19 protein-coding genes are annotated in these 25580 nt (G+C 62.1%); 5 read left to right on the top strand and 14 right to left on the bottom strand.

What is annotated here, in order from left to right:
• Positions 1-218 precede the first annotated feature (218 nt).
• Positions 219-1430: an ABC transporter substrate-binding protein gene (locus LAD35_RS13820; RefSeq protein ID WP_224149609.1), complete on the bottom strand. Its 1212-nt coding sequence runs from the start codon at positions 1428-1430 to the stop codon at positions 219-221.
• Positions 1431-1701: 271 nt separating this feature from the next.
• Between LAD35_RS13820 and LAD35_RS13815 the strand changes: the two genes are divergently transcribed.
• Both LAD35_RS13815 and LAD35_RS13810 read left to right on the top strand, forming a co-directional pair.
• Positions 1702-1980 carry a hypothetical protein gene (locus tag LAD35_RS13815; RefSeq protein ID WP_224149608.1) on the top strand — a complete coding sequence of 93 codons (279 nt, stop codon included), beginning with the start codon at positions 1702-1704 and terminating at the stop codon, positions 1978-1980.
• 15 nt (positions 1981-1995) lie between these two features.
• Positions 1996-4056 carry a VC_2705 family sodium/solute symporter gene (locus tag LAD35_RS13810; protein ID WP_224149607.1) on the top strand — a complete coding sequence of 687 codons (2061 nt, stop codon included), beginning with the start codon at positions 1996-1998 and terminating at the stop codon, positions 4054-4056.
• Positions 4057-4282: 226 nt separating this feature from the next.
• Here LAD35_RS13810 and LAD35_RS13805 read toward each other — a convergent pair whose 3' ends face one another.
• The 5 genes from LAD35_RS13805 to dnaG all read right to left on the bottom strand — a co-directional run bounded on the left by LAD35_RS13805 (position 4283) and on the right by dnaG (position 11084).
• Positions 4283-4636, bottom strand: a complete 354-nt coding sequence (locus tag LAD35_RS13805; protein ID WP_224149606.1) for an FKBP-type peptidyl-prolyl cis-trans isomerase — start codon at positions 4634-4636, stop codon at positions 4283-4285.
• 105 nt (positions 4637-4741) lie between these two features.
• Positions 4742-5050, bottom strand: coding sequence for a winged helix-turn-helix transcriptional regulator (locus tag LAD35_RS13800; protein WP_224149605.1), 309 nt, complete (start codon positions 5048-5050; stop codon positions 4742-4744).
• Positions 5051-5293: 243 nt separating this feature from the next.
• Positions 5294-6121 carry a formate dehydrogenase accessory sulfurtransferase FdhD gene (gene fdhD / locus LAD35_RS13795; RefSeq protein WP_224149604.1) on the bottom strand — a complete coding sequence of 276 codons (828 nt, stop codon included), beginning with the start codon at positions 6119-6121 and terminating at the stop codon, positions 5294-5296.
• Between the two features lie 134 nt (positions 6122-6255).
• Positions 6256-8721, bottom strand: coding sequence for an RNA polymerase sigma factor RpoD (gene rpoD / locus LAD35_RS13790; RefSeq protein ID WP_224149603.1), 2466 nt, complete (start codon positions 8719-8721; stop codon positions 6256-6258).
• Positions 8722-9026: 305 nt separating this feature from the next.
• A complete protein-coding gene (gene dnaG, locus LAD35_RS13785; RefSeq protein WP_224149602.1) occupies positions 9027-11084 on the bottom strand; it encodes a DNA primase in 2058 nt (685 codons plus the stop codon).
• 255 nt (positions 11085-11339) lie between these two features.
• Here dnaG and LAD35_RS13780 point away from each other — a divergent pair, with 255 nt between their 5' ends.
• A complete protein-coding gene (locus tag LAD35_RS13780; RefSeq protein ID WP_224149601.1) occupies positions 11340-12998 on the top strand; it encodes an acyl-CoA synthetase in 1659 nt (552 codons plus the stop codon).
• A 35-nt stretch (positions 12999-13033) separates the two neighbouring features.
• Here the strand turns inward: LAD35_RS13780 and LAD35_RS13775 are convergent, their stop codons facing one another.
• The 4 genes from LAD35_RS13775 to LAD35_RS13760 all read right to left on the bottom strand — a co-directional run bounded on the left by LAD35_RS13775 (position 13034) and on the right by LAD35_RS13760 (position 17666).
• Positions 13034-13849: a carbon-nitrogen hydrolase family protein gene (locus LAD35_RS13775; RefSeq protein WP_224149600.1), complete on the bottom strand. Its 816-nt coding sequence runs from the start codon at positions 13847-13849 to the stop codon at positions 13034-13036.
• A gap of 23 nt (positions 13850-13872) precedes the next feature.
• Positions 13873-14697 (bottom strand): serine hydrolase, encoded by an 825-nt coding sequence (locus tag LAD35_RS13770; protein WP_224149599.1) that lies wholly within the window; start codon positions 14695-14697, stop codon positions 13873-13875.
• Positions 14698-14705: 8 nt separating this feature from the next.
• A complete protein-coding gene (locus LAD35_RS13765) occupies positions 14706-16115 on the bottom strand; it encodes a gluconate:proton symporter (protein WP_224149598.1) in 1410 nt (469 codons plus the stop codon).
• 75 nt (positions 16116-16190) lie between these two features.
• Positions 16191-17666, bottom strand: a complete 1476-nt coding sequence (locus LAD35_RS13760) for an N-acyl-D-amino-acid deacylase family protein (protein ID WP_224152704.1) — start codon at positions 17664-17666, stop codon at positions 16191-16193.
• A gap of 127 nt (positions 17667-17793) precedes the next feature.
• On the opposite strand from LAD35_RS13760, the gene LAD35_RS13755 reads away from it, so the two are divergent.
• Positions 17794-18747 (top strand): LysR family transcriptional regulator, encoded by a 954-nt coding sequence (locus tag LAD35_RS13755; protein WP_224149597.1) that lies wholly within the window; start codon positions 17794-17796, stop codon positions 18745-18747.
• A gap of 106 nt (positions 18748-18853) precedes the next feature.
• Positions 18854-19324, top strand: a complete 471-nt coding sequence (locus tag LAD35_RS13750; RefSeq protein ID WP_224149596.1) for a cupin domain-containing protein — start codon at positions 18854-18856, stop codon at positions 19322-19324.
• Positions 19325-19418: 94 nt separating this feature from the next.
• On the opposite strand, the gene LAD35_RS13745 is transcribed toward LAD35_RS13750, so the two are convergent.
• The 4 genes from LAD35_RS13745 to rpsA form a co-directional block, all read right to left on the bottom strand.
• Complete coding sequence (locus LAD35_RS13745) at positions 19419-21344, bottom strand: gamma-glutamyltransferase family protein (RefSeq protein WP_224149595.1); 1926 nt, start codon at positions 21342-21344, stop codon at positions 19419-19421.
• Between the two features lie 122 nt (positions 21345-21466).
• Positions 21467-23116: an alkaline phosphatase D family protein gene (locus LAD35_RS13740; RefSeq protein ID WP_377779494.1), complete on the bottom strand. Its 1650-nt coding sequence runs from the start codon at positions 23114-23116 to the stop codon at positions 21467-21469.
• 240 nt (positions 23117-23356) lie between these two features.
• Positions 23357-23695, bottom strand: coding sequence for an integration host factor subunit beta (locus LAD35_RS13735; RefSeq protein ID WP_224149594.1), 339 nt, complete (start codon positions 23693-23695; stop codon positions 23357-23359).
• A 125-nt stretch (positions 23696-23820) separates the two neighbouring features.
• Entirely contained in the window at positions 23821-25503 is a 1683-nt protein-coding gene (rpsA, locus tag LAD35_RS13730; protein ID WP_224149593.1) for a 30S ribosomal protein S1, read from the bottom strand.
• Positions 25504-25580: the final 77 nt, after the last annotated feature.

The following is a 25580-nucleotide window of genomic DNA, read 5'->3' as shown; positions in this document are numbered from 1 at the left end:
CATGCTCCGACAGGTTGTGATACCTGCTGAATCGAAGCAGTTGGCCTTCCGGGGTTAAGCCACCCTGCGTAATTTGTACGTTTTTGTAATTTTCAATGGCGGTGCTGCGCCTCCTGTCCCTGTGTGCATGAAAAAACCCGGCGGATGCCGGGCTCGGCCACAAAGGTTTTTTTTATGTGAAATCAGGCGCTGGCATATACCCAATGCGCGCCAGATGCTCACTTTTTTGCAACAAGCGAGCAGGTGCTCTTGGACAGGGGCTGGAAGGCCTTGTCACCCGGGATGGTGTCGAGGATCTTGTAGTAATCCCAGGGGCCCTTGGATTCCTTGGGCGACTTCATCTGGGCGAGGAACATGTCATGCACCATGCGGCCGTCTTCGCGCACGTAGCCGTTTTGCGAGAACACGTCGTTGATCTTCATCTTCTTGAGTTGGTTTGTCACCGCCAAGCCTTCGTCGGTGCCCGCGGCATCGATGGCCTTGAGGTACTGGGTGACGGCGGAATAGACGCTGGCCTGGTTCATTGACGGCATTTTCTTCATGCGAGCCTGGTACTTTTGGGACCAGGCGCGTGATTCGTCATTGCGGTCCCAATAGAAGGCGGTGGCGAAGGTCAGGCCCTGGCCCAGCTCCAGGCCCATGGCGTGCGCATCGTTGATGTAGATGAGCTGTGGCACAAAGGTGATGTTCTTGGTCATGCCGAACTCGCGCGCCGTCTTGATCGAGTTGACGGTGTCCTGCGTGGCATTGGCCAGTGCCACCACCTGTGCCTTGCTGGCCTGCGCCTGCATCATGAAGGACGAGAAGTCGCTGGCATTGAACGGGTGGTAGACGGTGCCCAGCACCTTGCCGCCGCTTTCCTTGACGAAGTCGGTCACCGTGGCCGCAGTCACCTTGCCGTAGGCATAGTCGACCGCCAGGATGAACCAGTCCTTCTTGCCCTGCGCCATGATGCTCTCGACCGCTGACTTGCCCAGCGAGTAGGAGTCGACGGTGTAGTGCACGGTGGTGGGGGCGCAGAACTCGTTGGTCAGGCCCGTGGACAGCGCGCCGGTGCTGATGGCAACCTTGTTGCGTTCCTTGGCCAGGGTGAACACGGCGCCGGCAATGGCCGAGTTGTTCAGGTCCATGATCATGTCGACACCTTCGGCGTCCCACCACTGGCGGGCCTTGGTGCCGCCGATGTCAGCCTTGTTCTGGTGGTCGGCAAACACCAGCTCGATGGGCTTGCCTTGCACCTTGCCACCAAAGTCTTCGATCGCCATCTTGGCTGCCTCGACGGAGCCCTTGCCGCCCGAGTCGGCATACTGGCCCGACATGTCGGTGAGCACGCCGATCTTGACCTTGTCGTCCGAAATGCCGGCTGCCTGTGCTGCCAGACTGGCGCAGGCCAGCATGGCGGCAACTGCAGAGGTTGTGAGATGGGTCATGGCTGTTTGTCTCCAAAATGCTTGTTGTATGCGCAAGCGCTGCGCGACGGGCGCGGCTGGCCACCGCATGGCTTGCAGAGCCGATTCAGGCTGAATTATCAAAACCAGGCGGAGGGCGCTGCACCGTGCTTCCCCCTAGAGAGGGCGCAAACCAGTCCCATCTGCGACAAAATGGCGGTGCGGTGGCTGCGCAGAATGAAGAGCCTCGCAGAGCCAGCCATCCTCCAAGGACTTTGATGACCGTCCCAGCCTCAGCTTCCGCCTATTGCCAATGACTACCGCCAACGAAAGAACCAGCCCCGAGGTGAATTCGCCCGATCCCTTGGCCGCGTTTGATTCGATGCGCTTGAACGCGGCCCATCTGTGGGTGTTGCTTGTGCTGGTGCTCAGCACCTTCGCCTGCCTGTACTGGGCGCCGCAGCTCGATGCCGTCTGGGGAGCGGGCGCGGCTTACCGCTATGCTGCCTCGGGCCTGCCGGTTCTGTACGTGGTGCTGGTGGTGGCATATCTTCTGTATCTGCGGCTGCACCCGGAAAAGGACGTGCAGTAAGCAAGCACAGCTCCCATGCAACGAATTCACAAGCTGTTTGCACTGTATCTGCTGGGCCTGGCCTGTTTCATCGGGCTGGTGGGCTGGGCAGAGCATGCCGGTCTGTCGCGCCAATGGATCGGGCCGATCTTCCTGTTTGTGCCGGTGATGATGTACGCCACCATTGGCGTGTGGGGGCGAACGGCCGATTCGGAAGAGTACTACGTGGCGGGCCGCCGCATTCCGCCCATCTACAACGGCATGGCCACTGCGGCGGACTGGATGAGCGCGGCCTCTTTTCTGAGCCTGTCGGGGGCGCTGTACCTGCAGGGCTTTGCAGGTACCAGCCAGCAGCCGGGGGGGCTCGCCTATCTGCTTGGGTGGACGGGCGGCTTCGTGCTGGTGGCGCTTTTGATTGCCCCGCAGTTGCGGGCGCTCAATCTCTATACCCTGCCGGATTTCTTTCAGCTGCGGTATGGTGGCCGTTGGCCGCGCGTGATTGCAGCGCTCGCGGCAGTGATGTGCTCGTTCTCGTATGTGGTGGCGCAGATCTATGCCGTGGGCCTGATTGCCTCGCGCCTGACCGGCGTGCAGTTCGAGATCGGCATCATGCTGGGCCTGGGCGGGGTGCTGGTCTGCTCGTTTCTCGGGGGCATGCGCGCCATCACCTGGACGCAGGTGGCGCAGTACGTGATGATTCTCCTGGCATTTTTGATTCCTGTGTCCTGGCTCGCCTACCAACGCCTGGGCAGCCCGGTGGCAGTGGCCGTCTATACGCAGGAGCTGGGCAAGATTGCAGAGTACGAGAAAACCCTGCTGAGTGATCCGGCCGAGCGCGATGTGGAGCTGGTCTACCTGCAGCGCGGCATGGTGTATGAATCGCGGCTGCGCAATATTCCTGTTGCGCTTGAAGCCGAGCGCGAGCGGCTGCGTGAGCTGGTGCACCAGTTGCGCATCAGCAATGCCGACCTGAGCCAGGTGCTGGCAGCGGGGCGTGAGTTGGCGGCTCTGCCGCAGGACGAAGCCACTGCGCGCGAGCAGTGGACGGCTGCCATGCATGAAAACTACGCCCGCGCCCAGCCGCTGGGCGGGATGCCGCAGCATACGGTGCCGTATGCGGTGATTCCCGGTGTGGCAGAGGCTGCGCAGGTGCAGGAAGATGTGTCGCGGCGCAATTTTCTGGCCTTGATGTTTTGTCTGATGCTGGGCACTGCGGGCCTGCCGCATCTGTTGACCCGCTACTACACCTTGCCCACACCGGCCGCGGCACGCCGCTCGGTGGCCTGGACCTTGTTTTTTGTGGTGCTGCTCTACACCAGTGCGCCCGCGCTGGCGGCGCTCGTCAAGCTGCAGGTGATGCAGACCCTGGTGGGCAGCCATTTCGATGCCCTGCCCACCTGGATTGCCCAGTGGACGCGGGTGGACGGCTCGCTGCTGTCGATCGAAGACGTGAATGGCGACGGCATTGTGCAGTGGGGCGAGATACGGCTGGGTGCCGATCTGATCATGCTGGCCACACCGGAGCTGGGCGGGCTGCCGTTTGTGGTCTCGGGCCTGGTGGCTGCTGGCGGGCTGGCTGCGGCGCTGTCAACCGCTGATGGCCTGCTGCTGACCATCAGCAATGCCCTGGTGCGCGACTTGTACCTGGTGGAGCGGGGCAAGTCCGTGACGCCACAGCAGCGGGTGATTCTCTCCAAATTCACCTTGCTGATGGTGGCGCTGGCGGCAGCCGCTGTGGCATCGGTACGCAGTTCCGGCATTCTGGTGCTGGTGTCTGCGTCCTTTTCGATAGCCGCCTCAGCCTTTGTTCCTGCAATGCTGCTGGGCCTGTACTGGAAGGGAGCAACACGCCAGGGGGCCGTCTGGGGCATGCTGGCAGGCCTGGGCATCACTTTGTATTACATGGTCGCGAACACATCGCCTGCGCGTGCGGCGGGATGGCAATCGGCCCCGCCTTCCCATCTGTGGTGGGGTATACAGCCCACGCTGGCAGCGGTTTTCGGAGTGCCCGTGGGGGTGCTGGTGATCTGGGGGGTGAGTTGCCTCACTCGCCGCAAAACCGGGGCGGCGATGGCATCAACGGAGCGGCAGCCTTAGAAATGCCCCGGTGCCTGTTTCATTTCATGGGAGCCACACCCACGCTTTGCGGATTCGCCTGCCAGTCGCTGGCAAAGTGAAAAGAAAAACTGCACCGGGCTTGCGCGCGGTGCAGTTCCTGCCGGGGATGGCATTGAAGGGAGAAACACCTCTTGTGGCGCTGCAGCGATTGCTTGCTATCGGGCGCCAGACATCGGGCAGTCTTTCCCCATTGGGTTGCCCGGGGTTATACCTTCAGCAGTTCCACATCGAACTTCAGCGTGGCGTTGGGAGGGATTACACCGCCTGCACCGCGTGCGCCATAGCCCAGTTCTGCGGGGATGATGAGGGTGCGCTTGCCGCCCACCTTCATGCCTTGCACGCCTTCGTCCCAGCCCTTGATGACCATGCCGGCGCCCAGAGGGAACACGAACGGATCGTTGCGGTCCTTGCTGGAGTCGAACTTGCTGCCCTGCTGGCCATCGGCATACAGCCAGCCGGTGTAGTGCACGGTGACCTGTTGGCCCTTGGCTGCTTCTGCGCCCGTGCCGACTTCGGTGTCTTCGTACTGCAGGCCCGATGGGGTGGTAGTGAATGCCATGGTGATCCTTTGAGAATGTTCTTGCAACAGGCAATCATACCTGTCCATAAAGCACAAAACCCGCACGGGGCGGGCTTGGCATGGTTTTGTCGGGCCTGGGGTGTTTTATTTCTTGGCCTGGCCGGCTGCTACCCAGCGGGTGGCAAAGGCTTGCACGTCCGACAGGCGCTTGAGCAGATCCTGGCCCGAAGGGGTGACGGTATAGCCATCGCTGTTGTGGTCGAGGAAACCCGCTTCACGCAGTTCCTTGATACGGGTGTTCAAGGTATTGGGAGTGATGCCGCCTACACTGTCCTGCAGCAGTCGGAAGGTCTGTGGATGGCCGTCACGCAGTGCCCACAGCACACGCAAAGCGTATCGGCATTCCAACCGCTCGAACAGCTGGTTGATGGCGGTATTTTCCTTGGCGCTCATGTATGGTTCTCCTTGCGCTATGTTGAGGAGCGAAAGCGGCGCTTTCGCATTCAAATCCACAATATTGGGCGCGACCATAGTCGCGAGAAATATCTGCTACAAGTTTAATAGCTCTTGATCCGCAATGTATAGGCGCAGTACCCGAATCTGGGGCGATGGCGCGATAAGTGTTGCTGATATGCTACGTTTTTTGAGTGCCTCAGGGCCATCTGTGGGGCGCTGCGGGGCAGAAAGTGGTCTTTATCAATTGGCTGTATAGGCAATGGCCCTGTCACCCCGGCACAGGCCAAAAAGGCGCATGCCGGCCTGGTTCGCCACCTGGATGGCCAGGGTGGTGGGGGCAGAAATGGTCGCCAGCACCGGCAGCCCCAGGCGGGCGCATTTGCGCACCAGTTCGTAGCTGGCGCGGCTGGTCATCACCACAAAACCGGCTTGCTGGAGCAACTGCTGCTGCGCCATGCAGCCCAGTAGCTTGTCGAGCGCATTGTGGCGGCCCACATCTTCCATCACCAGTTGCAACTGACCGTCTGCGGTGGCCCAACCCGCGGCGTGGATGGCGCCGGCCTGCTGGTTCAGGGGCTGCAGTGCAGGCAACTGGCTGAAGGCGCTTTGCAGTTGCTCCAACCCGATGCCGCGCGCCCAGGCCGCAAGCGCCAGCGGCTCGGACACCATGTCCAGCGCATCCAGCGAATCAATGCCGCAGATGCCGCAGCCCGTGCGCCCGGCCAGCGTCCTGCGCTTGTCCTTCAGGCGGGCAAAAGAGCGGCTGGCAATGGTGATCTCCACCTGGATGCCGGGCGACTCGATACCGCCGCCGCATGCAGGGGCGTTCGCAACTTCGATGCCGTAACAATCCTCGGCGCTGTCGATGATGCCTTCCGACAGCGCAAAGCCGAGCGCAAAGGCCTCAAGATTCTGCGGAGTGCACATCATCACTGCGTGGGATATGCCATTGAACACGAGGGCAACCGGAACCTCGGAGGCCACGGCATCCATGCGCAGCGTGCTCAGCGCTGGGGTAAGCACGGTGGCTGGCAGGGTCTCGATGGCAGTGGGAAGGGTGGTTTCCATAGGCGCAATTCTGAACCAAAACAGCATTCCGCGCGCACCCCTGGAGTGCGTAGTGCTATTGCTTCGATAGCGAAAAGGGCGACAGAAAAAACAAACCCCGCTCGGGGCGGGGTTTGCACGGGGCGTTGAGGCGCTTAGATGAAGCTGCGCAGCTTGTCCGAGCGGCTGGGGTGCTTGAGCTTGCGCAGCGCCTTGGCTTCGATCTGGCGGATGCGCTCGCGCGTCACGTCGAACTGCTTGCCCACTTCTTCCAGCGTGTGGTCGGTGCTCATCTCGATGCCGAAGCGCATGCGCAGCACCTTGGCTTCGCGGGGGGTCAGGCCATCGAGAATGTCCTTGACCACGTCGCGCAGGCCGGCCTGCATCGCAGCATCCACGGGCGCCGTGTTGGCGCTGTCTTCGATGAAATCGCCCAGGTGGCTGTCGTCATCATCGCCGATGGGGGTTTCCATCGAGATCGGCTCCTTGGCGATCTTCATGATCTTGCGGATCTTGTCCTCAGGAATCTCCATCTTCTCGGCCAGGATGGACGCATCGGGCTCGAAGCCAAACTCCTGCAGGTGCTGGCGCGAGATGCGGTTCATCTTGTTGATGGTCTCGATCATGTGGACCGGGATGCGGATGGTACGGGCCTGGTCGGCGATCGAGCGCGTGATGGCTTGGCGAATCCACCAGGTCGCATAGGTCGAGAACTTGTAACCACGGCGGTACTCGAACTTGTCCACCGCCTTCATCAGGCCGATGTTGCCTTCCTGGATCAGGTCAAGGAACTGCAGGCCACGGTTGGTGTACTTTTTCGCAATCGAGATCACCAGGCGCAGGTTGGCCTCGATCATCTCCTTCTTGGCATTGCGCGAAGCACGCTCGCCGTCGTTCATGCGCTTGTTGATGAGCTTGAGCTCATCGAGCGGCACGACCACGCGGGCCTGCAGGTCGATCAGGTTCTGCTGCAGCTCCTGCACGGGCGGGATGTTGCGGCCCATGATGGCGCTCCAGCTGTTGCCAGCCTGGGCTTCCTTCTCGATCCATTGCAGGTTCAGCAGGTTGGCTGGGAAGAGCTGGATGAACTTTTCCTGCGGCAGACCGCACTTTTCCACGATGATCTTGCGCAGGGCACGCTCTTTCTGGCGCACGCTGTCCACCTGCTCGCGCAGCATGTCGCACAGCTTCTCGATGGTCTTGGCGGTGAAGCGGATGGTCATCAGCTCGGCCGACAGCTGATCCTGCACCTTTTTGTACTGGGCGGAGCTGTAGCCGTTCTTGTCGTAGGCCTGGTGCAGCTGCTCGAACAGCGAGTGCAGCTTGTCAAAGCGCGACAGCGCTTCGTTCTTCAGTTCTTCAAGTCGGCGGGTCATGGCCTTGGAGCCGCCCTTGCCGTCGTCGTCGTCCTCTTCGTCGTATTCGTCGAAGTCTTCTTCGGCCACATAGTCATCGTTTTCGTCGGCATCGGAGAAGCCGTCCACGATGGTGGAGATGACCACCTTGCCTTCGCGGATTTCCTGGGCCATGGCCAGGATCTCAGCGATGGTGGCAGGCGAAGCGCTGATGGCCAGCATCATGTCCTGCAGGCCGCCTTCGATGCGCTTGGCAATTTCGATTTCGCCTTCGCGGGTCAGCAGCTCGACCGTGCCCATTTCACGCATGTACATGCGAACGGGATCGGTCGTACGGCCAAATTCGGAATCCACGGTCGAGAGGGCGGCTTCCGCTTCTTCTTCCGCTTCTTCTTCCGTCGTGGCGGACTGGCCGGTGTTGTTCAGCAGCAGGGTTTCTGCGTCCGGGGTCTGCTCGTACACCGCCACACCCATGTCGTTCAACATGGAGATCACGACTTCCAGCGTTTCGGCATCGACCAGCTTGTCGGGCAGGTGGTCGGAGATTTCGGCGTTGGTCAGGTAGCCACGGGTCTTGCCCAGCTTGATCAGGGCCTTCAGGCGCTGGCGGCGGGTAGACATTTCCTCTTCGGTCAGGACGGCTTCGTCCAGGCCGAATTCCTTCATCAGCGCGCGTTCCTTGGCCTTGGAGACCTTCATGCGCAGCGGCTTGACCTTCTCGACGGGGGAATCGGGTGCGACCTCGGCCTCTACCGTTTCCTCGCCTTCGAGATCTTCCTCGATGTCGGAGAAATCGGCATCATCATCGATGTCTTCTTCGCTCTTGCCTTTGGCCTTGGCTTTGCCCTTGGCAGCCGTCTTCTTGGGGGCCTTGGGCTTTTCTTCTGCGGCAGCCTTGGTGGCTTTGGGTTTTGCGGTCTTTGCGGCGGCCTTGGCCTTTACCGGGGTTTCCGCTTCTTCGGCTTCCACCTTCTTGGTGGCGCGTTTCTTGGGGGCGCCTGCGTTGAGCAGGGCGTCGGCTGCCTTGAGCAATTCTGCTTGAGACAGGCGTTGTTTACTTTCGGACACGGAGCTAACCTTCTTCGTCGCTGCCTTGGAGGGAGAGGGGGCGGCAGCACTGGCTTTTACGGTTTTGCCTGCTGCAACAGGTGCCTTGGCAGCCGCAGGTTTTGCGGCTTTGGTCACGGTTGCAGCCTTGGCACTTTTGGCAGCGCTGGCTTTGGTTGGCGACTTGACGGACGACTTCGCGGACTTTGTAGCAGGCATGTACACCCTCAGATCAAAGAAAACACACAAAGAAAACTGGCAAGCGCCATTACCGGCGCATACAAAAAATACAGCGTCTGCCTGCAACAGGTGCAATGGGCAGCTGGGCTATACGAGGTGCGGAACCTCTTGGCAAGATGTTGGGGCGATCATTTGGGGTGCAGTCCTTGCGGTATGTTGGGCGCTTGCGCTGGTGGCAAATCACGTAAGTCTTTACGCGGGCCCGGTCCGGAGGTGCTGCTGTCGCTCTTGCCGATGCAACAAATATTATACCTTTTTGGTGAATGTCAAGGGCTTTGCGCGATTTATTTGTTGACTTGGCGCTTGAGCAGGCCGATACGGTGGAAATTGCTCTGGTAGCGTCGCAGGGCCTTGGGGTCCGAGGCCTGGGTGATGAGCTGGCGGTTCTGCTCCTCAAGGTGGCCGAGCACGATGCGGCTGAGGGAATCACGCAGTTCGTCGCGGATCTCGTCGAGCGGGCCGTCGATCTGGGCGTGGTGCCCCTGCATCAGCTGTGTGGCGAACTCTTCGATCACATGGCCGCGCATGTGCTCCCGCAACACGGCCCATGACTGCGCACCGTGTGCCAGAAACTGCTGCTCGATCCAGGCGAACAGGCTGCCGTAAGGTGCATCCAGCTGCGCCAGGGTGGCGGCATCTTCCGGGGAAAAGTTCTCCAGAAAAGCCATGTGCGACAGCAGCAGGCGTGCGGCCTGGTCTTCCCGCGTGACTGCCACGGAGGGCATGGGGGGCTGCGGCGCCGGGCGTGGCTGCCAGTTGCCCTTTTTGCCTTTCCATTCGCCGGGGCTGCGCTTGCCATAGGCATTGCCCCCTCCTGCGCCGTGGCCGAAGTTGCCGCCTTGCTGGGGGCTGTAGCCATCGCTGCGCTGGCCGGGGTAGCGGTCCATGCCACCCTCTCCGTCCCAGGGGGGCGCGTCACCGTACGGGGGGGGCGACTCGGTTGTCGCGTTCCATGGCGCTGCGGACCGGGGGGGTTCTGCGCCGGTGGGGTGCGCGCGGCCTGCACCTCCGTGGCGGGCCTGCTCCAGCGCAGTGGTTTTCTGCCACAACCCGTCCAGCTCTGTGGCGGGCAACTGGGCCTTGTCGGCAATTTCGGCCAGCAGTTGGCGCTTCAAGGCGCCGTCTGGCAGCAGATTCCATAGCGGCCGGGCGTTGCTGGACATACGCGCACGGCCTTCAGCTTGCCCAAGATCACAGCCTTCGCTGGCCGCCTCCAGCAAAAAGCGCGACAGCGGGGTGGCGTCATGCACATGGCGGGCAAAGGCATCGGCCCCATATTCGCGCACAAAGCTGTCCGGGTCGTGTTCGGCAGGCAGAAAAAGGAATTTGATGCTGCGCGTATCGGTGGCATAGGGCAGTGCGCCGTCGAGCGCCTTGCGGGCGGCCCGTCGCCCGGCGGCGTCGCCATCAAAGCTGAATACCACAGTTTCGGTAAAGCGGAAGAGCTTGTGCACGTGATCGGGCGTGCAAGCGGTCCCCAGAGTGGCGACGGCATTGGGAAAGCCCAGCTGCGCTAGCGCCACCACGTCCATGTAGCCTTCGGTCACGAGCGCGTAGCCGTGTTCGCGGATGGCGGTGCGCGCCTCAAACAGGCCATACAGCTCGCGGCCCTTGTGGAAAACCGGTGTTTCGGGCGAATTCAGGTACTTGGGCTTTTCGTCGCCGAATACGCGCCCGCCAAAGCCGATGCATTCGCCCTTGACATTGCGGATCGGAAACATCACCCGGTCGCGGAAACGGTCGTAGCGCTTGGCCTCGCCCCCCTTGTCGTCTTCGGACTCGATCACCAGACCCGTTTCGACCAGCTTGGCATCGTCGTAAGCCGGAAAGACACTGGCCAGGCCGCGCCAGCCCTCGGGCGCGTAACCCAGGCCAAAACGTTTGGCTGTGGCGCCAGAGACGCCGCGGCCTTTCAGATAGGCGATGGCTTTTTGCGACTGCGACAGGTGCTTGCGGTAGGACTCGCCCGCCTTTTCCAGGATATCGGTGAGCGTTGCCTGCTTTTCGCGCGCCTGCGCGGCGCGCTCGCGCTGTTGGGGGGAGACATCGTCTTCGGGCACCTGCAGGCCGGTGCTCTGGGCCAGCTCGGTCACCGCTTCGCGGAAACCCATGCCCGTATGGTCCATCAGAAAGCCGATCGCGTTGCCGTTTTTGCCACAGCCAAAGCAGTGGTAGAACTGTTTGGAGGGGCTGACGCTGAACGAGGGCGATTTTTCGCCATGGAAAGGGCACAGCCCCATGTAATTGGCGCCGCCTTTTTTCAGCTGTACATAACGGCCCACCACATCGACCACATCGACGCGGGAGAGCAGTTCCTGGATGAATGACTGGGGGATGGACACCGTTCTATTGTCGCCCAAGCGCAGCCATGCCCGGGTGCTGCATGGGCAAATTGCTGCGGCACTCGGCTTGACCGGTTGCTTGCCAAGCAGGCATGGATTGCTATGAAAAAAGGATTGATGATGACCAATGGGCGGGCGCTAGCAGTCATTTTTACCATATTCACCGATCCGTCTTCTTGGTGAGAGCCCATCGGCCATTGCAATTTCCATGTCAGCCATCTGTGGCACAGTGGTTTCCAAGGAGACACAAGACCGATGACGAGCATGTACGACACCCGGTTGGACCGCAATGAGGCCAACCATGCCCCGCTGACCCCATTGAGCTTCATCGAGCGCGCAGCCGAGGTCTACCCCGAGCGCCTGGCCATCATCCATGGCGATCTGCGCCAGACCTGGGGGCAAACCTATGCGAGGTGCCGCCAGTTGGCCAGCAGCCTGCAGCAGCAGGGCATCGGCAAGAACGACACGGTGGCGGTGATGTTGCCCAATACGCCGCCGATGGTGGAGGCGCACTTTGGCGTGCCGATGGCAGGCGCCGTGCTGAACGCGCTCAACACCCGCCTCGACCCCGAAACCATTGCCTTCATGCTCGACCACGGGGAAGCCAAGGCTTTGATCGTGGATCCGGAGTTTGCCGGTGTAGTGGCCAAGGCGCTGCAGCTGCGTCAATCGACTGCGCCTTTGCTGCTGATCGATGTGGAAGACGCCATCTACGGCGAGGCCAGCGAGCGCCTGGGAGCGCTTACCTACGAACAATTGCTGGCGCAGGGCAGGGCAGACTTTGCATGGGCCCTGCCGGGTGACGAGTGGGATGCGATTGCGCTCAACTACACCAGCGGCACCACCGGCAACCCCAAGGGCGTGGTCTACCACCACCGGGGCGCGGCGGTGAACGCCACCAGCAATGTGCTGGAATGGGACATGCCCAAGTTTGCGGTCTACCTGTGGACCCTGCCCATGTTTCACTGCAATGGATGGTGTTTTCCGTGGACCGTGGCGCTGCGGGCGGGTGTCAACGTCTGCCTGCGCCGGGTGGAGGCGCAGGCGATCTTCAATGCCATCAAAAGCCATGGTGTGACCCACTATTGCGGCGCGCCCATCGTGCACAGCCTGCTCGTCAACGCCCCTGAGGCCATGAAGGAGGGCATGCAGAACCTGCCGCAGGGAGGCGTCAAGTGCATGGTAGCTGGCGCGGCGCCGCCGGCATCGATGATTGAAGGCATGGAGCAGATGGGCTTTGACCTGACCCATGTGTATGGCCTGACTGAGGTCTATGGCCCTGTCACCGTCTGTGCCAAGCAGGACAGCTGGAGTGGGCTGGACGTGGGCGAGCGTGCCCGACTCAATGCCCGCCAGGGGGTGCGCTACCACCTGCAGCGCTCAGCCCGTGTCATCAACGCCGACACCATGGAGCCTGTGCCGGAAGACGGCGAAACCATGGGCGAGATCATGTTGCGCGGCAACATCGCCATGAAAGGCTACCTCAAGAACCCGACCGCCACGGACGAGGCTTTTCGCGGTGGCTGGTTCCACACGGGTGATCTGGCGGTGCAGTACCCAGATGGCTACATCAAGATCAAGGACCGCAGCAAGGACATCATCATCTCCGGCGGAGAGAACATCTCGTCCATCGAGGTGGAAGATGTGCTCTACCGCCACCCCGCCGTCCTTGCCGCTGCCGTGGTGGCCAAGCCCGATGCCAAGTGGGGCGAAACCCCTTGCGCCTTTGTCGAGGTCAAACCCGGCGCGGCGGTGACGGCCGAAGACATTGTGGCCCACTGCAAGAAGCATCTGGCGGGGTTCAAGGTGCCACGGGCCGTGGTGTTTGGCGACCTGCCCAAGACCAGCACCGGCAAGATCCAGAAATTCGAGCTGCGCAAGCAGGCCGGGTCTGCAGACGCCATCGATGTGTGATACCTGGTGGCTGCGGCCGCCGAGGCGTGCTGGCGTCAGGCGCTGTAGATATCCATGCGGCGGTGGCTCCAGGCGGGCAGCGCCTCGCGCAGGCTGGCAATGCGCCCCAGGTCAATGTCTGCGCAGAGGTGTCCGGTGGTATCGGGCATGCAGGCAATGACCGTGCCCCAGGGGTCGATCACCATGCTGCGGCCCAGACAGGGCAGCGCCGGGCCGGGTCCGTCGATCTGGGCTGCGGCGACAACGTAGCACTGGTTTTCCACTGCGCGAGCGCGCAGCAGCAGCTCCCAGTGATCGCGCCCCGTGCGCACATTGAAGGCCGCAGGCACCACGATGACATTGGCGCCTTGTGCGCGCAGGCTGCGAAACAGCTCGGGAAAGCGGAGGTCGTAGCAGATGCTCATGCCCACGCGCATGCCAAGCATGTCTACAAGGGTCAAGGCGTCTCCCTGCAAAAAGTCGTCCGATTCCTTGTACGGCAGGCCGCCCACCTCAGCATCGTACAGATGCAGTTTGCGGTAGGTGGCCAGCAAGCGGCCATCGGGGCCAAAGGTCAGCCCGGTGTTGCCCAGCTTGTTCTGTGCGGTGACCTTTTCGTGCACCGAGCCCACATGCAGATGCACGCCGTGGCGGCTGGCCAGCTGCGCAAGCCGTGGCACCAGGGCGCCGTCCGGCGGCAGGGCGTGGCGTGCAATGGTGGCGGCATCGCCCCGGATATCGGTGTATTCCGGGCTCACCACAAACTGCGCGCCATCGCGGGCGGCTGCGGCCACACCTTGCTCCAGGGCCTGGATATTGGCCTCCCAGTCGGTGCCGCTGTTCATCTGCAATACGGCGATTCGAATACGCATGAAAGTCTCCTCTGCGTTGGCAGTCATAGACAGGTGTTGCAGACCAACGTGCCGATATCGGCCAGCAGCAGCTCTCCCTGGCCGCCGTGGATGCTGGCGCTGGTCACTGGGTCCTGGAAGCCGGTGGCCATCACGGCCAGGACGAGCGAGTGATTGCCTTTGCAAAAAATGCCTGCGTCGTTGCGCAGATCGGGCAGTTGCCCGGTCTTGTTGCTCGCCCGCACGCCTGCTGGCAGCGCTGCGCAGAGCAGGGGCTGGTGGCGCTCGGTGGCCATCAGATCCAGCGCAAAGCCTTGCATGGCGACACCGAGCGGGCCTGTTTGCTGCAGGCGGTGCATCAGCAGGCACAGGTCGCGCGCGCTGGTGGTGTTGTCGCGGCCGGCCTTTTGCGCTTCGCTGTCCATCATCTTGCGGCGCAGCGCACTGTGCGCAAGGCCTGCGGCCTGCAGGTACTGGTTGATGGCATCAAAGCCCAGCAGGTCGATGAGCTGGTTGGTGGCGGTGTTGTCGCTCACCACCATCATCAGCCCGCACAGCTCGGCGAGCGTGAGCTGTTCCACGCTCGGCAGTGCGTGCAGCATACCGGTGCCGCCGACGCAGTTTCCGGGCGTGATGGCGATGCGCTCGCTCAATTGGCGATGCCCTGCATCCGCCTGCTCCAGCAAGGCCAGCAGGATGGCAATCTTGATGGTGCTGGCAGACGGCTTTGCCTGATCGGCGCGAATGGCGATTACCTCGTCGCCCTCGGCGGTCATGAGGCACAGCGACAGACCGGCGGCATCCGCCTTGAGCCGCTGCCGGGCCAGGGCAAGTATCTGGCTTTCGAGTTGGGTGTGAGTGAGCTCCATGGGCATCCTTACACGATCAGGTAGAACACGGCCGAGAGCACGACGATGTTGACGATCATCACCGCCCAGCCGTTGTAGAGCATGTATTTGAGCTGGTTCGAGCGCGCCAGGCCCATCTGGCCGAACATGTCGGAGCTGGGGAAGGGGCCGAACCAGTCGATCTGCGAGCTGCCCAGAATCACCGCCGTCGTACCTGCCGGGCCCACACCTGCTGCGGCAAGCACGGGGCCGAAGATCTTGGCAGTGAATGTCATCTGCGCCACGGCAGCGCCGGGAATATGGCCGATCACGTTGAACAACAGAATGATCACGCACAGCGCGGCGCCGCTCACGCCCACCAGATAAGGTTGCACCGTGTCGAGCAGGGCATGGTAGGCGTTGAGCTTGTCCACCAGCACCAGCACCGGGTTGAACAGCCAGAACAGGAAGAAGATCCAGATCAGTTTGCCCGCGCCGGCATACATGGCCTGCAGAATCTGGGTGGGACGCATGCCGCCTGCCAGGCCGGTCACCGCGCCCAGCGCCACCATCACCACGATGGCAAATGCAAAGCCTGCCTTGGCCAGCACACCGACCACCGCCAGGCTGACGATGGTGATGCAAAAGCCCCAGGCGGCGCGCACTGCTGAGGGCTCGGCCTTCTTGTCCATGTCGAAGGCGGCCTGGCCCAGGCTGGCTTCTTCGTACTGAAAATCAGCCTCGCTCATCTTCTGGATGCGCCCCGCCATGAACCAGCCTGCCAGCAATGTGGCTGCGGCCATGGGGAGCCCCGCCACCAGCAGGTATTCACCATAGCTGAGGCCGGTGAGTCCGGTCACGGTCACCACATTGGGAGTGAAGGGGCCAAGCACCAGGCCAGCCGAGCCTGCGGTCTGGAACAGCGCCGCCACCGTGGGGCGCGACAGGCGCACTGCTGCTGCGATGGGAATCACCACCGCTGCGATGATGGCGTTGCCCCCAGCCAGGGTACCCAGGGCGCCGCAGATCAGCACCGAGGTGACCATGATTCCGAGGCGCACGCGCAACTGGTTGGACAGCCCGATCTTGCGCACGATGGCGCGCACCATCTGCTCGGCAGCACCCGTGCGTGCCGCCACTTCGCCCACGCCAGCGCCCAGCACGATGATGAGGCCGACCACGGCAATGAACGAGCCCAGCGACTCGGCTAGCAGCTTGCCCATGCCAATGGGTGTGGTTCCCGTCATGATGGCGCCAAGCACGATGGCACCGATGGTGGACAGCACGATGTCCACGCCCAGCAAGGCAATGACGGCGAACACCACCACCGGTGTCAGCCCCCAGAGACTGGTCTGGCCCGGTATGGTGAAGTGGGTCGTGATGGCGATGGCCAGCCCGAGCAGGAAGACGGCAATGGCCGCGTTGCGTTTGCCTGGCGAGGCATCAATGGTGGCAGACATGGTGTTGTTTCTCCTTGTGATCTATCGATGGCCCGTGGGGTCGGGCTTTATGGGGTGGGTATGCCGCACGCGCCTTCAGGCTGGCAACTGGCGCCTCAGTACCTGACCAGGCCGTATGCCTGGGGTTGGGACGGCATCAGATGAGAGAAAGACGATCTGGCCGTTGACCGCCACCAGCTCGATGCCCTCGGACGGCAGCGTTGGCTCGTCCCAGGTGGCGCGGTCGATGACGGTTTCGGGGTCGAACACCACTAGATCGGCCCAGTAGCCCAGGCGTATCTGGCCGCGCTCAGCCAGGCCGTAGACGGAGGCCGGCAGGCTGGTGATCTTGCGCACGGCCTGCTCGATGCTGACCAGACGCTCCTCGCGCGCATAGCGCCCGAGAATGCGGGTGAAGGTGCCCCACAGGCGCGGATGTGGGTTGGCATCGTTGGGCAGCCCGTCCGAGCCCACCATGCAGCAGGGATGCTGAAAGATGCGCTGCACTTCCTGCTCGTCCATCGCGAAGTAGATGGCGCCAGCGGGCAGCAGGCGCCGTGCGGCTTCCTCTTTATCGCAGTTCCACTGCTCGGCGATATCGGTCAGATACATGCCGTTGCACTCGGGGTGCGGCGTACTCCAGGTGATCTTGATGCGATCGATCCGGTGCGTGCGCTCGGGGATCAGGATGGTGGAGCTGCCGGAGTAGGGGTAGATGTCCATGGCGACCTGCGTGCCCTGCGCGCGCGTGGTGTCGATATTGGCGATGGTGCGCGCGCTCTTGCCCCAATTGGCGTTCATCATGCATTTGTGGTGCGAGATCACCATGGCGCATCCGCTGTGGCGGCTGACGCTGAGCACTTCCTCCACCGCCTGCTCCACCTCGTCGCCTTCGTTGCGGATATGGCTGGTGTGCAGCGCCTCGAATTCCTTGGCCACGCGGGCCAGCGCCTCCAATTCGGCCTGCGATGCGTAGCAGCCAGGCTCATAGGCCAGACCGGTGCTGAAGCCCACCGCGCCTGCTGCCAGCGACTGGCGCAGCAGACCCTGCATGGCCTGTAACTCTTGCGGCGTAGGCTCGGCCGTAGGGTCTTGCATGATGGCCAGCCGCAGGTTGGCGTGGCCGACCAGGGCCGCCACATTGATCAGCGGCTGCAGCGATTCGAGGGTGGCGAGGTAGCGCTCCATGTCTGCATACAGTGGAATATCGCCCAGCAGCGCCAGCGATGCTGCCGTGTTGTGGGGCAGTGGCGCAGGCGAAGCACTGACGCCGCAGTTACCCACCACCACGGTGGTCACGCCCTGGCTGGTCTTCCAGGGCAGGCCGGGCTTCTGGATGAACATCAGGTCATCATGGCCATGCACGTCGATAAAACCCGGCGCCACCAGCTTGTTGCGGGCATCGATGCGCCGCGTGGCTATGTGCTGATGCAGATCGCCGATGGCTGCAATGCGGCCACCCAGGACGCCAATGTCCGCCCGAAAGCGCGGCTCGCCACTGCCATCCACCACCCAGCCGCCTTCAATGACCAGATCCAGCGCGACTCTGCCCGCCGCGCCACCGGGCTGCATCTCATCCATCGGTTTGAAGGACGCTGCGGCCCCGTCGTTTGTCGTATTCATACTCATGGGGGCGATTATCAAATCGCAGCATTCATTACAATAATTTTTTAAAGTAATTGATCTATCGTTTTTTGAAATGAATAGGCTGCCCAAGCACATCACCCTCAAGCATCTCCATGCCTTTGCCATGGTGGCGCAGGAGAGCAGCTTCACCCAGGCGGCGGCTCGCCTGTTCCAGACCCAGTCCTCCGTCACCACGCTGGTGCATCAGCTGGAGACGGCGCTGGGTACCCGGCTGTTCGAGCGCAGCAGCCGCAAGGTTGGGCTCACACCAGTGGGGCGCGATCTGCTGCCCCGGGTGATGCGCCTGCTGACCGACTTTGACGGGGTGCTTGAAGACGTGCTGCGCTATGGTGGCCAGTCGTTTGGCAAGGTGCGTATCTCGGCAGCACCTTCGGCCATTACCGAGTTGGTGGCACCTGCAGCCTCGGAGTTCTCACGCCTCTATCCGGCGGTGAGGCTGTACCTGCGCGATGACAACTCTGGCCGCATCCAGCGCCAGGTGCTTGCCAGCGAAGTGGATTTTGGTATCACCAGCCGCTGGGCTGACTCGCAGGGGCTGCAATTCGATCCGCTCGTAGACGATGCGTTTGGCGTGCTCTACTGCGCTGACGACCCGCAGGTGGTTCCCGGTAGCGAAGGCTACGTCACCTGGAAAAGCCTGGCCGCCTGCAAGTCGGTCGGCGTGGTCGATGAAACCGGAATTCTGGCGCTGCTGCGGTCGCGGACGGACTTGCCTGCCAATGCGTCTACCCCGTTCTACGAGGCATCGAGCACCACTTCCCAGGCTGCCCTGGTTGCCCAGGGCATGGGGATCGCCTTCATGCCGGCCCTGGCGGCCCACCGGGTGCTGGAGCCACGCCTGCGCTTTGCCTTGCTCAAGGCTCCCACCGTGGTGCGCAATATCTGTACGGTCAGGCGCAGTGATGTGCCATTGACCGATATTGCACGCATCTTTGAAACCATGGTGCGTACCACCACGGCAGCGCTTGCCCTGCCGCCGGGCTGCATGCCGCGTGGTGTTGGCTGAAAGCCGCGTTGTGTCTGCCGCTCGGGTTTGCCGCAATGGCCCAGGTGGGGCTCAGTGCCTAGAGTGGCCTGGTTCATTCACATTTCCATCGACAAGGACACAGGCCATGCACCACACCCCAAGCACAGCATCTCGTATCTCGCACCGCCGCACGTTGTGGCTGAGTGCTTCTGTTTTGATAGCTGCTGGCGCTCTGCTATTGGGCGAAAAAGCTCATTCCGAGGTGTACGCCAAGGAAGGCATGATCAAGGCGCAGAAGGAAAAGGCCGGTGGCGGCCAGGGCGTGCTGGTGGGCGAATATGCCTTCACCCGCGACAAGGCCAAAAAGGACGAGGCGATCAAGGAAATCAGCTGGCTGAGCTTGAAGCCGGGCGACTCCATCGGCTACCACCCGCACACCACGAACGAGGACACCTACATCATCGTCTCGGGCACCGGCGTCTTCAAGGACAAGGACGGCAAGGACGTGCCGGTGAAGGCGGGCGACGTGACCATCGTGCGCAAGGGCGAATCGCATGGACTGACGGCAACGGGCACGGAGCCACTCGTGTTCATTGATGTGATTGCCGAGCAGTGACGGCATAGTGGTGCACGTATCGGTGCGTATATCCATGCGCTTGAAATAGACAAGGAGCCACGCAGGCTCCTTTTTCATGCAGGGCGCCGAGGCCTTACTGCCCCATCACCACGCCTTCGCGCCGCGGGTCTGCGCCGCCGAACCACAGCGATTTGCCATGGGCCTCGCCGCGCGATATCGCTTGCAGGCCGCTGGTCAGGTTCTGCTCCTTGACTTCGGCGCCGCGCTTGGCCAAGGCTTCCACCGTTGCGGCAGGGAAGCGCTTTTCCTCCAGCACCGTGGGTCCGTTCAGACTGCCGAAATTGGGCAGGTTGATGGCTTGCTGCGGCATCAGGCCCCAGTTGAGCATGCCGTACAGCGTTTTGGCGGTGTAGTGGATGATCCAGGCGCCGCCAGGGCTACCGGCGCTCACTACAAGCTTGTCGGTGGCTTTGTCGAACACCAGCGTAGGCGCCATTGACGAGCGAGGGCGCTTGCCGGGCTCGACCCGGTTGGCGATGGGCTGGCCCTGGGCATCGCGCGGTGCCAGGCTGAAGTCGGTCAGCTCGTTGTTCAGCAGAAATCCGCCGGACAGGCCCCGGCCGGTGTTCACCATCTGGCGCGAGCCGAACTGGTCTTCAATGGTGGTGGTCATTGCAATCGCATTGCCATAGGCATCGACGATGCTGATGTGGCTGGTGCCATATTCCATCTGGTAGGGCTGGGTGGCGTAGGCGATCTTCACGGCGCCGGGCTGGCCGGGCTGAGCCTGCTTCATGCTTTGCGCACCGATCAGCTTGGCACGCTCGGCCAGGTATTGCGGGCGCAGCATGTTGTGCCAGTCGTCGCCCGGGGCTTTTACGAAAGCAGGGTCGGCCACGTACTGGTTACGGTCTGCAAACGCGAGGCGCGACGCTTCGGCGTACAGGTACAGCCAGTCGGCAGTGGGTAGGCCATCGGCGCCCAGCACCATTTGCTTGGCCGGGGTGTTGCCCAGTATGCCCAGGATCTGCCCCACCGCAATGGCGCCAGAGCTGGGTGGAGGAAAGCCGCACACCCGGTAGCTGCGTGTAGACGCAGGGTTGCCAACCGCATTGCCTGGGGCCTGCGGACTGTAGTCGCTGCACAGCGCCTCGCGCTTGACGGGCTGGTAGGCGGCCAGATCGGCTGCCGTCATCTTGCCGGGGTTGGTGGCGTGGCCTTGCACTTTGCGCACGATTGCCTCCGCCACGGGGCCTTCCAACAAGGCTTTGGAGCCGTTCTTGGCAATGTCTTTCAGAACCGCTGCGTACTCCGGATTCTTCAGCACATGGCCTACGGGCCAGGGTTTGCCGTTGGCATCGAGAAAATAGCTGCTGGCAACCGTATCCTGGCCCAGAAATTTTTCCTGTGCAGTCAGTGCGTTCAGGCGAGGGCTGACCTTGAAGCCGTCGCTTGCCAGCTTGATGGCGGGCTCGAACAAGGTGGCCCAGGGCAGCTTGCCATGCTCCTTGTGCGCCAGCTCCAGCATGCGGATGGCGCCGGGCACACCTACCGAGCGGCCGCCCACGACAGCATCGTGGAAGACCATGGGCTTGCCGTCCTTCATGAACAGGTTTTCGTCGGCGGCCATGGGGGCGACTTCGCGGCCGTCATAGGCCTCGACCTTGCTGCCCTGGGCATGCAGCAGGAAGGCGCCGCCGCCGATGCCACTGGACTGCGGCTCGACCAGGCCGAGCACCAGTTGCACAGCAATGGCGGCATCAATGGCGCTGCCTCCGGCCTTGAGAACCTGAAAGCCTGCATCCGTTGCCAGCGGGTTGGCCGCAGCCACGGCGTACTTTTCGTTGGCCCAGCCGGGCTTGTCGGTCCAGCCGGAGCTGCCTTCGGGCTGGTCGGCTGCGGCAGGGGGCGTGTAGTGGAGAGAAGGGGTGCTGGTACATGCAGCCAGCAGGGCGGCCGCCGCCAGTGTGCTGATCTGCAACGCATGCCGCGCGCCTCGTGTGATCGGTCGGCGTGCCTTGCTTCTGGCTTCAAGATTCTGTGGTGTCTGGTGTGCCATGGCGGTGTTCCTTCTCTATATCTGTAGTGGGATGCTGCATCCTACCTGCTCTGCCGGATAAGCCATTGCGGGACTGCACCGACACACGCATCCAGATGTAAACGATTTCCCTGGGGCTTGCTTCAGGCGAGTTGCGGCCCGGCCACGCGGTCTTCCACTGCAAAGCGCACCAGGGTGCGGGCGCCACTGTCCGGGCGCAGCGGGTCATCGACGGCTCGCAACTGCGTGGTCCAGAGCGTGGGGGTGATATCGCACAGGCCATAGCCGCGTTCATCGCAGCGGGCAAACAGGACGTGTGGGTTGCGTGCAACGACGGCATCGACCCGGGCCTGTGTAGTGCCGGAGTGCGATGTGATGGAGGTGCCGCAGAATTCGCTCGCCACCACCCGGGGCGCGCGGCCCTCGGCTTCGGGGTTGTCGATGCGGCAGACATAGTTCTGGTGAATGTCACCGCCCAGCAGCACGGTGTTGCGCAGTGCAGCCTGGTCGATGGCACGGATCAGGCGTTGGCGCGCAGCGGGGTAGCCGTCCCAGCTGTCGGTGCTGGTGCGGCCATTGGGGTAGTGGCGCGGGGCAAACAGGGTTTGTTGGCAAATCACGCTCCAGCGTTTGCTGGATGGGCGCGAAGCGCTATTGTTTTTGAGATTTTCGGCTAGCCAGCGTTCCTGCTCCCACCCAAGAAAGCTGCGGGCGTTGCGGGCCAGATCGGGGCAATTGGCTGCGTTGACGGCGCCGTTGCTTTTCTCGCCGGGCGTGCGGCAAGCCTGTATGTCGCGGTACTGCCGAGCGTCGAGCACCATCAGATCAGCCAGATTGCCCCAGCTGAACCGGCGGTAGACCTGCATGTGGCGCAGGGCCGAGCTGACTGGGACGTCGGCCTTGGCGGCTACGGCAGCGCGCAGCGGCATGTTTTCGTAAAAGGCCTGGTAGGCTGCCAGGCGCTTGGCGGCAAAGGCGGTGGCATTGCCCACGCCATCCAGTCCTGCGTAGTCGTTTTCCACCTCATGATCATCCCAGGTCATGACCCAGGGGCAGTGGGCGTGCATGGCCTGCAGGTCTGGGTCGCTTTTGTGCAACGCGTAGCGGTCACGGTAGTCCTGCAGGCTGCGCGGGTAGGGCAGCGGTTGCAGGCGCGCCAGCTCGGAGAGCAGCGCCTGGGTTTTTGCGTCGGTGGCGTTGGCCTTGGGAGATGCGTATTCGTAGATGTAGTCACCCAAAAAGACCACCAGGTCAGGATCATCCGCCCGCGCATGGCGCCAAGCCGCGTAGTAGCCGTGTTCCCAGCGCTGGCAGGAGGCAAACACGAGTCGCATGCGCTGCACGGGTGCGCCTTCTGCGGGTGTTGTGCGTGTGCGGCCAACGGCACTGGTCTGGCCATTGCAATGAAATCGGTAGTGGTACCAGCGGTCAGGTGCCAGACCGCTTGCCAGTACATGCACGCTGTGGCCCCAGTCTGGCGAGGCCAGCGCTTCACCTTTTTGCACGATGTGCTGGAACTGCGCGTCGTGCGCGATTTCCCACTGTACCGCTTGCGGCGCAAGCAAGGGCATGCGCGGGCTGGGCAGGAGCCGGGTCCACAGCACCACACCGTCGCTGGCGGGCTCGCCACTGGCTACGCCCAGACCAAAGAGTTGCTCGCTGACCGGCCAGGCAGCAATCGCCAAGGCGGCCTGACCAGCGAGTGACATGCTGCCCAGGCCTGTGGCAGCGAGCCACTGCAGCCATTGGCGGCGGGAGATATTGGTGAAAATACTGCTTTGCGCTTGGTGCATATGCGTGGATTGCTATGAATTTTTACAGTACCGCCCCAGCATAGCGCGTCAGCGGCATGCCGGTTTGTCACATCTGTAAAACAGGGCGCAAAAAGCACCCGAAACCGCGGACGCCATTGGGTATCCTGAATGTTTATTGCTCTGGAACAGACGAGCAATAAAAAAACGCTCCATCGGGAGCGTTGTTGATCGTGATCCATCTAGTGATCAGGTGCGTGGCTTGCCACGGCGCAAGCTGTCTTATTCGTCGTCGTTCTGCGACTGGGCTTGCGGGTTGCTGGCCGATGCCAGGATGTTGGCGGGGTCGTCCACGGCTTCACGCAGCGCCTTGCCTGGCTTGAAATGCGTAACGCGCTTGGCTGGTACCTGCACGGCTTCGCCGCTGCGGGGGTTGCGGCCCAGGCGCGGCTGGCGGTGGGTGATGGTGAAACTGCCAAAACCACGGATCTCGATGCGCTGGCCGCGCACGAGGGAATCTTCGACGGCCTCGAGAATCGTTTTGACAGCCTGCTCCGCATCCCGCTGGGTCAGCTGGTGAAAACGTTCGGCAAGCTCTTCAATCAGATCGGATCGGGTCATACGAATGGGAATCTTCAGTAATCTATATACGCAAAACGTAGATGGGCGCACTGGGCGCCCACCTTGAATGCTGGCTACCGACTATACCAAGCTGCGCAAGGTATGTCGGTAGCAGGGGCCGTCAATTACTTGTCGGCGTCCAGCTTGGCGCGCAGCAGAGCGCCCAGGCTGGTGGTACCAGCATTTTCCTTGGACGACTGGTGCGACAGGGAAGCCATGGCTTCTTGCTGCTCAGCATGGTCCTTCTGCTTGATCGACAGGGAGATGCTGCGGCTCTTGCGATCCACGTTGATCACCACGGCGGTCACTTCTTCGCCTTCCTTCAGCACCGAGCGAGCGTCTTCCACGCGGTCTTGGGAGATTTCCGAAGCACGCAGGTAGCCGACGATGTCGTCGCCCAGGTCGATTTCAGCGCCCTTGGCATCCACAGACTTGACCTTGCCGGTCACGATCTGGCCCTTGTCGTTCACGGTAGCGAACGTGGTGAAGGCGTCGCTGTCGAGCTGCTTGATGCCCAGCGAGATACGCTCACGGTCCACGTCCACGGCCAGCACGATGGCTTCCACTTCCTGGCCCTTCTTGTAGTTACGAACAGCGGCTTCGCCGGTTTCGTTCCACGACAGGTCGGACAGGTGCACCAGGCCGTCGATGCCCGAGGCCAGGCCCACGAACACGCCGAAGTCGGTGATCGACTTGATCGGGCCCTTCACGCGGTCACCGCGCTTGGTGTTCTGTGCAAATTCTTGCCATGGGTTGGCCTTGCATTGCTTCATGCCCAGGGAGATGCGACGCTTGTCTTCGTCGATTTCCAGAACCATGACTTCGACTTCGTCGCCCAGGGACACGAGCTTGGAAGGAGCAACGTTCTTGTTGGTCCAGTCCATTTCGGAAACGTGCACCAGACCTTCGATGCCTGGTTCCAGTTCCACGAACGCGCCGTAGTCGGCAATGTTGGTGACCTTGCCGAACAGACGGGTGCTCGATGGGTAGCGGCGCGACACGCCCAGCCATGGATCGTCGCCCATTTGCTTCAGACCCAGGGACACGCGGTTCTTCTCGGTGTCGAACTTCAGGATCTTGGCGGTGATTTCCTGGCCAGCGGTCACCACTTCGGATGGGTGACGCACGCGGCGCCATGCCATGTCGGTGATGTGCAGCAGGCCGTCGATGCCGCCCAGATCCACGAACGCACCGTATTCGGTGATGTTCTTGACCACGCCTTGAACGATGGAGCCTTCCTTCAGGGTTTCCATCAGCTTGGCGCGCTCTTCGCCCATCGAGGCTTCCACCACAGCGCGGCGGCTCAGCACCACGTTGTTGCGCTTGCGGTCGAGCTTGATGACCTTGAATTCCAGGGTCTTGTTTTCGTAAGGGGTCAGATCCTTGATAGGACGGGTGTCGATCAGCGAACCGGGCAGGAATGCGCGGATGCCGTTGACCAGAACGGTCAGACCGCCCTTGACCTTGCCGGAGGTGGTACCGGTCACGAATTCGCCCGATTCCAGCGCCTTTTCCAGCGACAGCCACGAGGCCAGACGCTTGGCGGTATCGCGCGACAGGATGGTGTCGCCGTAGCCGTTTTCGATGGAGCCGATGGCCACGGACACGAAGTCACCCACTTGGACTTCGATTTCGCCCTGGTCGTTCTTGAATTCGTCGATTGGCACATAGGCTTCCGACTTCAAGCCGGCGTTCACCACGACAAAGTTGTGCTCAACGCGCACGACTTCAGCGGTGATGACTTCGCCAGGACGCATTTCGGTGCGTGTCAACGACTCTTCAAAAAGGGCGGCAAAAGATTCAGACATGTGTTTCCTTAGACATAGTCAGGTTTCCGTTAGCACTATTGCTATCGTTTTTAAGGCTGGCTATGCAGGTTGCGGAG

Source organism: Comamonas odontotermitis (genome assembly GCF_020080045.1).
Classification (GTDB): Bacteria; Pseudomonadota; Gammaproteobacteria; order Burkholderiales; family Burkholderiaceae_C; genus Comamonas; species Comamonas odontotermitis.
The sequence above is the reverse complement of the archived record's forward strand: the minus strand, read 5'-3'. Positions and strand labels throughout refer to the sequence as shown.

Bases quoted from the DNA above. Each gene is read 5' to 3' on its own strand.
- LAD35_RS13735 (WP_224149594.1), bottom strand. From the start codon at position 23,695: ATGACCCGATCCGATCTGATTGAAGAGCTTGCCGAACGTTTTCACCAG.
- LAD35_RS13810 (WP_224149607.1), top strand. From the start codon at position 1,996: ATGCAACGAATTCACAAGCTGTTTGCACTGTATCTGCTGGGCCTGGCC.
- LAD35_RS13815 (WP_224149608.1), top strand. From the start codon at position 1,702: ATGACTACCGCCAACGAAAGAACCAGCCCCGAGGTGAATTCGCCCGAT.
- LAD35_RS13805 (WP_224149606.1), bottom strand. From the start codon at position 4,636: ATGGCATTCACTACCACCCCATCGGGCCTGCAGTACGAAGACACCGAA.
- LAD35_RS13745 (WP_224149595.1), bottom strand. From the start codon at position 21,344: ATGGCACACCAGACACCACAGAATCTTGAAGCCAGAAGCAAGGCACGC.
- LAD35_RS13750 (WP_224149596.1), top strand. From the start codon at position 18,854: ATGCACCACACCCCAAGCACAGCATCTCGTATCTCGCACCGCCGCACG.
- LAD35_RS13770 (WP_224149599.1), bottom strand. From the start codon at position 14,697: ATGGAGCTCACTCACACCCAACTCGAAAGCCAGATACTTGCCCTGGCC.
- rpoD (WP_224149603.1), bottom strand. From the start codon at position 8,721: ATGCCTGCTACAAAGTCCGCGAAGTCGTCCGTCAAGTCGCCAACCAAA.
- LAD35_RS13755 (WP_224149597.1), top strand. From the start codon at position 17,794: ATGAATAGGCTGCCCAAGCACATCACCCTCAAGCATCTCCATGCCTTT.
- LAD35_RS13820 (WP_224149609.1), bottom strand. From the start codon at position 1,430: ATGACCCATCTCACAACCTCTGCAGTTGCCGCCATGCTGGCCTGCGCC.
- LAD35_RS13800 (WP_224149605.1), bottom strand. From the start codon at position 5,050: ATGAGCGCCAAGGAAAATACCGCCATCAACCAGCTGTTCGAGCGGTTG.
- LAD35_RS13780 (WP_224149601.1), top strand. From the start codon at position 11,340: ATGACGAGCATGTACGACACCCGGTTGGACCGCAATGAGGCCAACCAT.
- LAD35_RS13740 (WP_377779494.1), bottom strand. From the start codon at position 23,116: ATGCACCAAGCGCAAAGCAGTATTTTCACCAATATCTCCCGCCGCCAA.
- fdhD (WP_224149604.1), bottom strand. From the start codon at position 6,121: ATGGAAACCACCCTTCCCACTGCCATCGAGACCCTGCCAGCCACCGTG.
- LAD35_RS13760 (WP_224152704.1), bottom strand. From the start codon at position 17,666: ATGCAGCCCGGTGGCGCGGCGGGCAGAGTCGCGCTGGATCTGGTCATT.
- LAD35_RS13765 (WP_224149598.1), bottom strand. From the start codon at position 16,115: ATGTCTGCCACCATTGATGCCTCGCCAGGCAAACGCAACGCGGCCATT.
- rpsA (WP_224149593.1), bottom strand. From the start codon at position 25,503: ATGTCTGAATCTTTTGCCGCCCTTTTTGAAGAGTCGTTGACACGCACC.
- LAD35_RS13775 (WP_224149600.1), bottom strand. From the start codon at position 13,849: ATGCGTATTCGAATCGCCGTATTGCAGATGAACAGCGGCACCGACTGG.